Below are 13,377 nucleotides of genomic sequence, written 5' to 3'. Positions count from 1 at the left end.
ATGGGAAAAGTTATAAAATTGATTAAAAACAGATCAGATATTGGTGCAGGAACACGTGGTTCAGATTTGGGGATTGATGCGATTGAGATTGCAGCAATAAATAAAGGCAGCGAATATTTTAGCCAATATGCATTTTTAGACGTCAAAACCCATAACGAGTCGATTTACAATAAAGACAGAAACGCTTTTGCGAAAAGGATTGCACAAGTGCTAGAACAATGTGAAAGAGTAGCCCAGGCCGTTTCAGTAACATTGATGGATAACGAGTTTCCAATTGTGCTGTCAGGCGATCACTCCTCTGCACTAGGCACCATCAGTGGCATCCGGATGGCAAAGCCTGAAGAAGATTTAGGCGTAGTCTGGATTGATGCACATGCAGATATTCATTCCCCATTTACCTCCCCATCCGGTAATATCCATGGGATGCCATTGGCAGCTGCACTTGGAATAGATAATAAAGAAAATCAGGTCAACAACCTCGAAGATGAAACCATTGAATTATGGAACCGAATGAAGGAAATTGGGATGAAGGAGAAAAAAATTGCTCCTGATAACCTGGTCTATTTTGGTGTAAGGGATATGGAGCAGGCAGAACTGGCACTGATAAAACAAAAATCTATAAGAAATTTTTCAGTTGAAGAGGTAAGGTATTTTGGCATTGAGCAATGTGTTCAGGAAGCATTAAACAGATTGAACCATTGCAAGATTATCTATATCTCGTTTGATGTTGACAGTATGGACAGCGATAGAATATCGGATGGAACAGGTACACCCGTGCCTAAAGGTTTTGATATATCTGAGATTCTTGAGATAATGGATCGGATCCTGGCATCAAATAAGGTTATCTGCCTGGAAGTTGTAGAGGTAAATCCGTTACTGGACAGAAAAGGCAACAAAATGGCAGAGGCCGCATTTGAAATATTAGAACGGGCTACCAATCAGATCCTGGAAATTTAAGACCGATAAAACATTTTCACAACATGGCATAATATACTGTGATCTTTACGTTATGAAACTGAATATTTGCTGTCGTTCCTAGAGAAAATGCTGATAGCTTTTTTACGATACCGTGCTCCATTTGCGTTGAAAAAATTGATATAGAGTTCATAAAGACCCATCCCAATTCCTATCTCTCTGTTTACCTGTTGCGCTGGAAGATTTCTTCTTTAACTTTGGGCGAATCTAAAGCGCTTTATGCTAAACTCGCTGAAAATATAAAGCAAAGTAGTTAACCAGATGAGAGCAAAGTTTTCCGGGTCTGGAAAAGATGTAGAAACAAATAAACTAAAGAATCTAGACCTGTAGAGCTTGAAAATTCCTCAACTTTTTACTAAACTTTTTAGGCTAATTAAAAATTTCGACATCTGATTAAAAAAGTAAAAACGATGGCGCTCTTAGACGTTTAAATTAAGATTCTTTAGTTGGTTAATATTAACTGTGAGCTTTCGACTTATCGAAAGCCGGCGGTGAGAGCTTGGGCATTTTTATTACACTATGTTGAACGTCTTATAATCAATAATAATTGCGAACTGCAAAAAGCTGAATATTGGAGAGTCTTGGCATGCTTGCCCATCCAATTTCGTAGGCTTTAGAACTCCGATTTGAAAAGCCATCACGCTTTCCATTAACGGTAATTCTAACCCAAATCGGAACTAATCCATCTTTTGAATCCTTTTGACGGTTCAGTAAAAATAGGATTGATAGATCTTAATTTACTTTCATGAGATTTTGTTTAAAAATGAAACGACATGTTTTTAAACTGAAATCAAACTGATACAAGCCACCAGTGTCAATTCGGTAACCTAATTTCTGAAAAACGAATAGGTTACCAATTTACTTGATTTAGATTGAACTAACTTGCATTAAAATTCTTAAGAAGAAGAGGGGGAGTGTTAAAAAAAATGGTTTTCTAAGCTAAAAACCTCGTTTAAACAAAAAAAAACTCTTTTCAAGAGGCTTTTACTTCAAAACGTTGACCTGTTGGGTGGTCTCTGTAATCCCCCTGGGATAATATGAGCATTAATTTAGGTAAGCGGTAAACAGTTGGATTGACGGTTTACCGCTTTTTTTATTGAAGTTATGAATCAAATTGATCCTACTGATTGAATTGTAAGACGCGTGTTGAAATTTTCACGATCTGGCATTTTATTATATTTGAAAAGGGCTAAAATCTGAAAATTGTTATGGGAAAATTTCAGCTAATTTTTTTTGAAGTAAATCATCTCTAAGATTTTTAGCTATAATTATTCCCGATGGGGAGATCAAAAGATTGCTGGGAATATATTTGATTCCATAGTAACTTGAAACAGCGTTTTTGAATCCCTTTAAGTCAGACAGTTGAGTCCATGGCAGGCCATCTTTTTTTACCGCAGATTCCCAGTTCTCTTTATTACTATCGAGTGAGATGCCTATAATATCAAAATTCTTATTCTTATAGGCATTATAAGCTTTTAGAACGTTGGGGTTTTCTCCACGGCAAGGCGCGCACCAACTGGCCCAGAAATTAATTAGAACATATTTTCCCTTAAACTGGCTAAAAGAAACAGGTTTTCCTTCAATGTTGTTTAAACTGAATTGAATAGCGGCACTACCAATTGAACTTCTTTCCAGTTCTTTTATACGCTCATTAATTTTGTTTCCAATATTACGCTGACGCATTTCAGGAGATAATTTCACAAAAAGGTTTTTTACCTCAGCAACATTTCCATCCAATGCTTTTTGCATCAGAAAGTCAGCACCGACAAAGCTGTTTGGATGTTTAGCAATGTATTCATCTCTAAATTGTTGCTTTTTGGCAAGTAAATTATCTATCTTATGACTTAACTCCACGTTAGAACTATCTTCGGGTAATGATTCTAAAACGGTGTTTAGTACATCAATCTCTTTATTTAACGGGTCAAGCGATTTCTCAAAAAGCTTTAGTTCGTTTTGAGTGTTGCATCCCTGTATCGTGAGAGACTTTTCATCATTGACATTCATTTTCAGCATCATTTTTCCTTTTTCAATAAAAAAGAAAAATCTTAAGGAAGCTGAGTTGAATCTAACCCTTTCTGGCTCGGGGATATTTCCCGCCCAATGGAATTTGTCATTATTCACGAGGATTGAGTCACTTTGGGATCCCTTATTGGTATCATATTGAATCACAATTACGCTATCAGTCAAGCCGGTTATTTCTCCGTAGAGTTCAGTATTGCGAACATTTCTTTGTTCAAAAGAATATGCTACAAAACACAAGAGTGAAATGAATAAAAAAGCATATTTTAAATAGTTATTAGATTTCATAATTCTGTTATTAAGTTTTAAAACAATTTACAATTGGGGCGATTATTATGGCGCATCGCTAGATTTTTGAAAGATTTTCTGTTCGACCACTATTCCCGATGATCGCTAATGGATTTATCAATTAATTGCCGCTCAATTCTAGACAGAACATCCTTTAGGTGGATTATCGTCATGCTATCTTTTACTGCCGGCAGGGAAATCCTGATCTCTTTTGAAATGGATAAAAGATCTGCCTTTACAACGGAACAGATATCTGTCGTTTTAGGGTCTATTGCCTCTTCTAAGTTTTTCCAGTCCTCAATTCGTTCAAATGACTCCGATGACCCCAAACTGCGATGCAAAATTTCAATCATATTCTGCACATATATTTTCTGCAAATTTCTACGGTAAACCGAGATACTTCCTTTTGAAGATAACTCGTTCCATATGCCTTCATGTAATTTGCTGAACATATTACTGATTTGAAAAGATTCACCGCCAACCGAAGCTGATCGCAATAGTTTCTTGAGCTTGGATTCGTTTAACAGATCATTCAATGCCCTGCGCTGAATAATTTCGATTACAGTTGTTGGCGCAATCCCTGTCAGCTTAAATATCCGATCGTCTAAAATCCATTCCGGTGTTGCAAATACCTGGTCATTTAGAAAATTCATTGCGCGCTGCTGTACGGAGGCAGGTACAATCTTATAGACTGCGTCAGGTCCTTTTTGCCCTTTGGTAAAATCATAACAGCCCCCAATGTTCTTCGAAACATGGCCGGTATATAAAATAAATTGATTCACTAATTCTTTGTAGATGGTTTCCAAATCATTGGCACTTTCTGGTTCTGATTTAGTCCATTCGACTAAGTTTGGAAGTATTCGCTTTAAGTTTTCGATTCCATAGGTGCTCGAAACCATTGCATCGTCTCCAATGTCCCCGCCTTGCATTCTCGGATCATCCTGATTTGATTCAGTTCCATAAAGAAAACGCTTATCGGCAATCTTCTTATCGATTAATTGATTTAAGATAGCTCCCTGTTGCTCCGGAGAACTAGGGTTTTGAATGATTTTATAACCCCACTCGATTGCCCACATATCATAGTCCGATACCTTGGGAATAAGACTGCTTACGCTAACACTATCCTCTGGTTGAGCCACGTAATTGAAACGTGAATAATCCATTACCGAAGCAGAAAGGCTATTTTGGTTTAGCCATGTTTTATTCCGTAACTGCGCTGTAGAAATCGCTGTACTAGCTAAAAAATTGTGGGTTAAACCCAGGATATGGCCCACTTCATGTGCGCACATATACCTGACTAACCTACCCATTAAATCATCATCAAAATTCATCTTCCTCGCACGTGGGTCTATGGCTGAAGTCTGAATCAAGTACATGTTATGTAACGCACTCATCACATTATGAGACCAATCGATATGCGCACTGATAATTTCTCCACTTCTCGGGTCTGTTATCACATTACCGCCGGCGTTACGTTCTGAAGAGGGTTTGTATTGTAAAACTGAATATCGCCCGTCATTGATATCCCAGTTGGGATCCTCCTCCTTCGATGGTGATTTCTTTCCGTATATAGCATTTTTAAATCCTGCTTTTTCGAAAGCAGGTTGCCAGTCATCAATTGCCTGAATAAAATACGGTACCCACCTTGAGGGGGTTGACGGGTCAATATAAATAATTATTGGCTTTTGTGGTTCAACTAACTTTCCTTTCCTAAATTCTTCAATGTCTTCTTCTTTAGGCTCTAGCCTCCATCTTAAAATTATAGAACGATCTTTAATTCCTTGAGGATTGCTATCGAAATCTGTAAATGAGCGGCTAAAGTAGCCTATGCGTTCATTACTGAAACGCATAGGCATTGGTATCTCAGGTAACAGAAAAAAAGAGGTATTTAATTCAAAAGTTAAAGTTGGCTGGTCATCAGCTGTTGCATCAGCAAGTTGACTGTAAGTCTTAACTGTCTTAATCACGGTATTCATTGGAAAGGTCTCTATGCCTAAAAGATAAGACCGCTCGGCATGGTATGTACCGATCTTAAAATCCTTTCTTTGCGTACTACCAAAGAAAAACAGGTTATTGTCGTTATTAATTTCGTCGGTAATGTCTATTATTGAGCTTTTGCCCGCCGGGTTTGAATCATTGTAACATTGAGCAATAGGGAAGGACATGACTATAGGCGGCAAGTTGGAGTTCATCACATTTTCAAACATGTCCTGCTGCTCATTTATTGAACTTTCGTTGTAGAACATTTCTCGAATAAATATGTGCTGGTTTGGCCCTTTTTCGAAACGAACCACCGTTTCATTAATCTGATCGCCTGCGAAGCCGCGTATGGATTGGGTGCGTCTTTTCTCGGCAGAACCCTTTTTCAGGCGGCTATGTACCAGGATATCCCTTCCCAGAATGCTATCTGGTATGCCAAAGTATGTCTTATTCTGATCAGTATATACAGTGAACAATCCAACACGCTTCTTCATTGCGACACGATTAAACTGCAAAGGCTTTTCAGATAAAGAATCACTTGCAAATCCCGAATCAACTTGAGCGTTCTTCTTAATATTTTCATTTGATTGCGCAAATCCGCCAAACGAAATTAGGATGGATAGCAATAAAAATGATAAATAAGCTTTCATAAAATAAGTATATATAAACCTCTAGTACCCCGGATTCTGGTGACCCGGTAAATTCGGGCTTTTGTTAATCTCCTTTTCAGGTATTGGGAACAGGGAACCTGTGGTCTTCCAAACACCTCCTTTTTTAGCTGTAGCTGCGGGCATGATCTGGTCTGCAATTTTCATTCTTTTCAGATCCATCCAGCGGTGCCCCCATTCTGAGAACAACTCAATGCGACGTTCATGCACAACCGCATTGAGGGCTTCAGGCTGGCTTAATGAAGATGAAAGCTGAGGTAACTGCTCATCTATTGGTTGAGTGGAGTCAGTTGCCCGGGCACGGATTAAGTTTAAATCCATTATACCGCCAGACAAATTATTTTGCATTATTTTTGCTTCTGCCCTGATCAGGTATTGCTCTGCTAAACGAAGCACCATAAAATATTCAATGGGTACATTATTGGTACGGCCGATCTTGTATTTATTAGGAAAATAATAAACTTTGCCAGATGAATTATCTTCAACCATCCCAATCCAATTTGTTTTCCTTAGATCACCGTTATCAAAATCCTGAACCAATGCTTCATTTAAGTAAACTGGGTAATACGGATCATTGACGCTCGGACCACTGTCTGGTAGGACATACATCTGACCTTCTCCGGTATTTGAATTAACGCCAATACCAACCGTTTGTAGTTGCCAAATGGTTTCCCGGCTGTTCTTTAAAAACACATTGTTAAGATTAACCAATTCATATTGGCTATTTTCTATAACCTTGCTTGACTCTGTTTGCGCATTGGTGTAATCACCAGCATACAAATATGCCCTCGCCAATAGTGCAGCAGCGGCAAATTTATTTGGCCTAACCCTCTCTTCTGATCCAGCCGGATAAGGGCGTAAAACATCAGCGGTTAAGTAATTACTGCTCAACAGTTTTTCAGCATTTTTAAGGTCTTCAATAATTGCTTTATACACTTCTGAGACTGGAGTACGTTTCAACAATAAGTTTGTTTGGTAGTCTGTTTGAAGTGACAAGGGAACGTCGCCATAAAGGTTTATTAAATAAAAATAAAAGAAAGCCCGCAAAAAGTAACTTTCGCCAATCAGTTGATCTTTAACCTTTGCTGAAAGCGATGTTGATTTGGTTAAGCCTTCAAGTGCTGAATTAACCTGATAAATGAGTGTATAGATGTTATACCAATGATTGTTATTCTGAGAAACACGAGGTGTCAGGTCATTCCTGTAATAGGAGAGCAGATCAGTGTTTCCCATATCGAATAAAGTCAGTTCATCTGCCGCGAGACCACAATGAAGAGATATATTGGATAATTTTGGTTGAAAAACCGCGAGGTTATCCTGGCTCAATCTGACATAAATACCGGTTAAAGCAGCTGACGCGGTCAGGTCATTTGTATACACATTACCTTGCGTGAGATTCGTAGTAGGGGGTGCAACTTCAACAAATTTTTTGCAGGAACTGAATGTCGAAAAGACTGCCCAAAGTAAGAATATAAGTGTTCGTGAAGTGTTCATATGAAAAGTTTAAAGCGTGATTTGAATGCCCATTGTGATTACTCTTAAAGGCGGCAAAATTGCATCTACAGAGGGCTGGTCTGGGTTCAACCCATGATATTTCGTAATCGTTAATAAGTTTTGACCTTGCAAATAAACCCTGGCAGAATTTAGTTTACTGATGATTTTTTTTGGAATAACATAGTTGATGGATGCATTTTTAAGCCTGATGAAAGAAGCATCTTGCCAAATGCCATCGGATGAATAAAATGAATCACTCGCCTGGTATAAATCATTTGTAAAGTCGGCACCTACTCTCTGCCTCAAAGCCACATCACCTGGTTGGCGCCACCTATTAAGAATGTTAATATCGGAATTCACCGGACCGCTTCCCGGAGACAGCGTTCCAAGATATTCCGGACCACGCTGCTTGGTGAATTGCACAAAAAACGAAATTGAAAAATTTTTAAAGTCAAACGAATTATTGATGCCCCCATAAAATGTTGGTGCAGGATTCATTATTATTCTTTGAGAATCAAAGGCGGATGGTGAGGAAGTTCGTTCACCATTATTCTTCAAAAATTCGTATAATCCGGTCTGTAGATTAATACCCATGTAACGGTATACAGCAGAACCACCAACGGGTTGTCCAATAACCAGTAAGTTATAATCTGATGAAGTTGCCAGACCTGGATAAGCCAGGAGTTTGTTTCTTGCCACTGAAAAATTCAGACCAGTAGACCAGGTTAATCCATCTGTTATAATGTTTTTTGTATCAATAGAAAAATCAATGCCTCGGTTCATAACAGTGGCTGGAAGATTTCTTAACACACTCTCAAAGCCAGTTACAATTGGAAGTTGATAATCCAGCAACTGGTTGGAAGAAAGATTTCTGTAGTAATTTACACTCATTAAGAAACGGTCTTTGAAAAAGCCTAAATTTAGCTCTGCCGAAAACTTCCTGCTTTCTTCCCACTGAAGTAGTGTGTTTGGCAGATTACTCGCCTGTAAACCCAATGAATTTTGGTGAGGCCGTTCAGGCGTCTGGTTCTCGTACAAAGACATGTACCTGTAATCTCCGATTTGGTCGTTACCTGTTGTTCCAAAACTTCCCCTCAATTTTCCGAAACTCAAAAAGGGTAAATTTTCTTTAACCACTTCATAATCTGAAAATATCCATGCAGCGCCTATAGCAGCAAAATTATTCCACCGATTATCTGGGCCAAAGCGGGAGCTTCCGTCTCTTCTTGCTGAAAGATTTACTATATATCTATCTTTCAAATTAAAATTTAGGCTTCCAAAAACAGGATTGTATGCCTGTACGGCATTATAAGGATTAATAATATATGTATATGGCGCCGCCGATATGTTGTACATTAATTGATCGGTTGCAAATCCATAACCAGCGTTTGTAATCCTGCTAGAGATTTGCTTGTTGAAGGTGGTACCTAATAAAGCACTAATTTTTATTGAATTGATTTGTTTTGAATAGTTTAACTGAGGCTCTATTATCCACGAATTAACGGATCCGGATGAAGACTTATTAAATCTCATGATGTTTGTCCGGTTTTCTGGTCGCTCAGATTCAAGGTATCTTAGCCTAACCTCGTTTGATTCCAGTTTGTTAAAACCGAAACTGCTTTTCAATTCCAGATCATCAATAATCCTGTAGGAGACCGTACCATTGGCTAAAAGGTTAGCAGTTTGAATCGTGTAAGGTGAATAAAGGTAACTCAAAGGGTTTTGCCAGGTTGATACACCGCTTGCCGTAGGTTCCCAGTTCAATTTACCATTAATATCATAGAGACCGGGAGCATTGGGCGGGAGTTCGAGGGCGGTTTTGATCATGTCGTAACTACCGATAAACATTTTGTTCTTATCGCTAAGGTAGCTGCCTGAAAAAGCAATTTTGAACCGCTTGTCTACAGACTGGTGGTTTATCGATGTATGAAAGGAAGTCTTCAAATCGGCAAAATCACCTTGCAGAACACTGGTTTCCCGATGAAAATTGCCTCCAATTCTAAATTGGGTTTGATCGTTTCCGCCAGAAACTGAACCTTGCAAATCAGTATAGATTGATGTATTTCCAACCAGCACCTTTTGCCAATCTGTAAAACGTTTAGGGTCCCAAAGCACGACATCATAATCACCTCTGTCCAATGAAGGAGATATTGCACTGTTTTTAAAGGCTTCAGACCGCAGGTTTAAATATTGATCTGTATTTAGCACATCTAGCCTTTTTGATAATTCACCGAAACCATTCTGGAGATTAATATCAATATTCGTCTTGCCTGCTTTACCTCGCTTGGTCGTAATCAGAATTGCACCGTTAGCAGCTCTGGATCCATAAATTGAGGTAGCATCCGCGTCCTTAAGGATGCTTATGCTTTCGATGTCATTTGGATTGATAAAATTTAAAGGATTACCGGAGCCATCAGTGGCCCTTACACCACCTGAACCGCCAACAAGAAATTCATCGGTTTGTAAGCTTTGGGAAATGTAAGGTATTCCATCGATAACATAAAAAGGGTCATTTCCATTACTGATACTATTTTGTCCCTGAATCCTAACTTTAACTCCGCTGCCTGCGTATCCGGAAGACTGTGAAATGACTAAGCCCGGCACCCGGCCTTGCAAAGCAAGTAGAGGGTTGCTTACAGGCTGTTTTTCTATTTCTTCTGATTTAATAGTGGCAACAGAGCCTGTTGAAAGCCGGCTGGTGGTCGTTCCATAACCTATAACCTGAACCTCATCTAATTTTGCGCTACTTTGCCTTAACCGAATGTTACCCAATTCATTTTTGGCATTTATTTCTGTAACCTCATAGCCTATGAAAGAAATTACCAAGATCGAATTTTCGTCGAGCCCGCTCAGGTAAAATTCTCCTTTATTATCTGTTACAGTTGATTTACTACTTCCCTTTACTTTTATGTTCACGCCGGAAATTGGATTGCCATCATTCCCCACCACCTTCCCGTGGACGTCAATTTGCAATCGCCTGATTATGGTTTTAATAATAGAGGCTTCTTCCTTTTTTTTAATGATAATCGTTTTGTCTCTGATAACGAAATCCAATGTAAGGCCTTTTATAGCAGCCTGCATCACCTCGCTAATGGTTGCATTTTTAACGTGAACGGAGATTTGTGCATCACCCTGAATGGTTTTACTGTCATAGTAGAAATCGTAGCCACTCTGCTTTCTAATCTCTTTTAAGACATTTTGCAGCGTTACATTTTCACGGTGTAGCGTAATCCGCTGGCCAAATGTTGCTGCACTGACCTGCATTAGAGCAGCAATAAGTATGACGGTGGTTAATCGCATAACTAGCCAGATTTTATGGTATAACCAATGCGTTATACCCGGTTTGTTGGTATAAATTTTATACATTTACGTTTAGTTTGGTTCAAGCAGTTTGCCAGCGTCCTGAGAAAATGTCGGCATCCTGCGGTAAGCAGTTGATAATATTTTAATTGTTCAAACACAGACCAGAGCTGCTTCAGTTCTGGTTTGCTTTTTATAGGTTAACTTTCCTGTCGTTGTAACTTTGTCATGTCGGGTACATTAATTGATTATTCTTGATTTATTTATCGGCCTTATTTGCTGACATAAACTTTTTTGCCCTCAATCCGGAACTTAACTTGTCCTGATGCTTCAATAATGCCAAGAACAGAAGAAAGCTGTTTATTTCTGGAAATCATCCCAACAGAGCGGATATTATTAGAAACACCCTCGCTGTAAACTACCTCTACATCATACCATCGTGCAATTTTGCGCATAACGGTGCGGAGTTCCACATCATCAAGATTGAAATCTCCATCCTTCCAATCTGTAACACTTTCTATATCGGAGGCTTTTGATACATTGATGCCTGATATTGCGTTTAGCGACTGTTCACCCGGATGTAGCAGGACTGTTTTACGCCCGGAACTTAACTGAACTGAACCTTCCAGCAGTGTAGTGGTTGTGGCAGGTTCATCTGCATAGCTGTTTACATTGAAATGCGTACCTAAAACTTTTATCTCCTGCCCCTTGCTTTCCAAAATAAAGGGATGCAATTTATCTTTTGCAACTTCCAGATAAGCTTCACCGGATAAACTTACCCGCCGTTCTTTCAATGATGCAAAGCTGGTGGGATAAGTTAAGCTGGAAGCCGCATTAAGCCAAACCATAGAACCATCAGGTAGTTGCACACGATATGTTTGTCCCTTTGAGGTAGATAGCGTATTGAAGCTAATACCCATACCTGTAGTTTCCTTGACCTCATAAATCAGTTGGCCCTCGGCATCTTTTCTGATCAGCACGCCCGACTCTTCGGTTATTTTTCCATTGGCCGCGCTGGTCAGTTTTACTTTTTTTCCATTTGCTAAAGTTAATGTTGCGCCTTGTATACCTGGCTTGACATCGCTGGTATAAGCGGGTTCATCCCGACGTGTGCTGGTATTATTTTCAAAATAAAACAAGCCTGCTCCAAAAATTAAAACGGTTACTGAAGCAGCAATGGCAATCCGGGACCATAGCTTAAATAATTTCATCTTGTGTTCCTGTGGCTGAGCGATAACCTCATTAAAAATTCTTTCTTTGCTAGCCGGATTTATCTCATTAGAGGGATTTTCGCGCAGCATAAATTCATTTTCAAGTAATCTCATCAAATGCTGATGAGATTCTGGATTTTCAAGATAAGCATCTAACTCTTCCACTTCGGTCCTTGTTGCCAGTTTAGCGGTAAATCGCTGATATAAGTAGATGATTCTATAGTCTTCCATATAATTCAGGTTGCATTATTATTATATCTAAAGATACCCCCCTTATTATATCAATCCATGAGAAAGAACTTCGGGGGTACGAATTAAAAAATATTTCTATAAAAGTTTTAAGATGACCAAAATCGCGGCCACGTCAGTATGTGCAGAAATGTAACGGCGCAGAAAACTGAGGGCCAGTTTCATATAACTTTTGACCGTTTCTTTTGAGAGACCGAGCTCGCGGGCAGCTTCTTCATATTTGAGGCCTTGTTGGTGACAAAGCTCGTAAACCAGTTTTTGTTGTGGCGGTAAAAGGGCAATACCTGCCTTGAGTACGCCCTTTGTATCTGACAGAAGTATTTGTTCTTCAGTTTGGTTGTGTGTTTCTGCCCAATCTTTCCCTAAATCAAAATTTGTTTTCGCTTCCAGAACTTGTCGCCGTAAAAGTTGAAAACTGCGATTCCTGGTCAAAGTGGCTAGGTAAGCGGCGATATTGATGTCTTGCTTTAACTTCCCTGCACTTTTCCATAAGGTTAGCATCACTTCCTGAAGAACGTCTTCGGCAAGCAGATCTGATTTTAGAAAATAGAGTGCGCGGGCGTACACACTCTTCTGGTACTGATCATAAAGAATCCTAAATGTGTCCTGATTTCCCCCGGCAACCCTGAGAAGCAGTTCTTGTTCAGAAAATTCTTTTTTGCCAGCCATTAACTTATTAAAACTAAATTAATAATACTGAGCCAGTTTGGACAACAGAATTTATTAAATTGTAAGTACAATAATAATAAAATACTCCAATAAATACCATAATTCCTGCTGCTTGAAAGACCACGATGTATTAAATCTGTTAAAACAATTCTTTCAGCACTTAAATGCTCACTATGAGGTTATCTGCGATAATTCTAATATAATTTCATGTACAGATCGGTTTAATATTTTCACATCGTTTGAGCTAATTTTATTAAATGTCGCTGTTAAACAATGATGCTTATATTAAAAATGGTAGTAAAGAGCCTTGTCAGGTAATGTTTTACTTATAAAGATCAGTTATAGTTACCACCAACGCGACTTTATCCTTTATGGAAACATGACTTCTATAAATCAAAAAAAACACTGATTATCAAAAATGTATTCGTTAAAAACATTCAAAGCAATTAATAATACGCTGAGGTTATCACAAATCTATAAAGCAGATAATTCAAAATTTAAATGTTTTTTTAAATTTTGAATTA

Annotated in this window: 7 protein-coding genes; 1 reads left to right on the top strand and 6 read right to left on the bottom strand. The window is 38.7% G+C overall.

Translation table 11 applies throughout. The annotated features are described in order from the left end of the window. Positions 1-957 (top strand): arginase, encoded by a 957-nt coding sequence (gene rocF, locus CBW18_RS19130; protein ID WP_088302978.1) that lies wholly within the window; start codon positions 1-3, stop codon positions 955-957. A gap of 1,224 nt (positions 958-2,181) precedes the next feature. On the opposite strand, the gene CBW18_RS19125 is transcribed toward rocF, so the two are convergent. The 6 genes from CBW18_RS19125 to CBW18_RS19100 form a co-directional block, all read right to left on the bottom strand. Next, entirely contained in the window at positions 2,182-3,282 is a 1,101-nt protein-coding gene (locus tag CBW18_RS19125) for a redoxin domain-containing protein (protein ID WP_088302977.1), read from the bottom strand. 89 nt (positions 3,283-3,371) lie between these two features. Further along, positions 3,372-5,756, bottom strand: a complete 2,385-nt coding sequence (locus CBW18_RS19120; RefSeq protein ID WP_172406584.1) for a zinc-dependent metalloprotease — start codon at positions 5,754-5,756, stop codon at positions 3,372-3,374. 177 nt (positions 5,757-5,933) lie between these two features. After that, positions 5,934-7,424 (bottom strand): RagB/SusD family nutrient uptake outer membrane protein, encoded by a 1,491-nt coding sequence (locus CBW18_RS19115; protein WP_088302975.1) that lies wholly within the window; start codon positions 7,422-7,424, stop codon positions 5,934-5,936. A gap of 9 nt (positions 7,425-7,433) precedes the next feature. Further along, positions 7,434-10,724, bottom strand: a complete 3,291-nt coding sequence (locus tag CBW18_RS19110) for a SusC/RagA family TonB-linked outer membrane protein (protein ID WP_172406583.1) — start codon at positions 10,722-10,724, stop codon at positions 7,434-7,436. 272 nt (positions 10,725-10,996) lie between these two features. Beyond that, positions 10,997-12,166: a FecR family protein gene (locus tag CBW18_RS19105; RefSeq protein WP_088302973.1), complete on the bottom strand. Its 1,170-nt coding sequence runs from the start codon at positions 12,164-12,166 to the stop codon at positions 10,997-10,999. A gap of 96 nt (positions 12,167-12,262) precedes the next feature. Continuing rightward, positions 12,263-12,853, bottom strand: coding sequence for an RNA polymerase sigma factor (locus tag CBW18_RS19100; protein ID WP_088302972.1), 591 nt, complete (start codon positions 12,851-12,853; stop codon positions 12,263-12,265). Between the last annotated feature and the right edge of the window lie 524 nt (positions 12,854-13,377).

Source organism: Pedobacter sp. AJM (assembly GCF_002197755.1).
Lineage (GTDB): Bacteria > Bacteroidota > Bacteroidia > Sphingobacteriales > Sphingobacteriaceae > Pedobacter.
This window is presented reverse-complemented; position numbering and strand designations above follow the sequence as displayed.

Bases quoted from the DNA above. Each gene is read 5' to 3' on its own strand.
- rocF (WP_088302978.1), top strand. From the start codon at position 1: ATGGGAAAAGTTATAAAATTGATTAAAAACAGATCAGATATTGGTGCA.
- CBW18_RS19125 (WP_088302977.1), bottom strand. From the start codon at position 3,282: ATGAAATCTAATAACTATTTAAAATATGCTTTTTTATTCATTTCACTC.
- CBW18_RS19120 (WP_172406584.1), bottom strand. From the start codon at position 5,756: ATGAAGAAGCGTGTTGGATTGTTCACTGTATATACTGATCAGAATAAG.
- CBW18_RS19115 (WP_088302975.1), bottom strand. From the start codon at position 7,424: ATGAACACTTCACGAACACTTATATTCTTACTTTGGGCAGTCTTTTCG.
- CBW18_RS19110 (WP_172406583.1), bottom strand. From the start codon at position 10,724: ATGCGATTAACCACCGTCATACTTATTGCTGCTCTAATGCAGGTCAGT.
- CBW18_RS19105 (WP_088302973.1), bottom strand. From the start codon at position 12,166: ATGGAAGACTATAGAATCATCTACTTATATCAGCGATTTACCGCTAAA.
- CBW18_RS19100 (WP_088302972.1), bottom strand. From the start codon at position 12,853: ATGGCTGGCAAAAAAGAATTTTCTGAACAAGAACTGCTTCTCAGGGTT.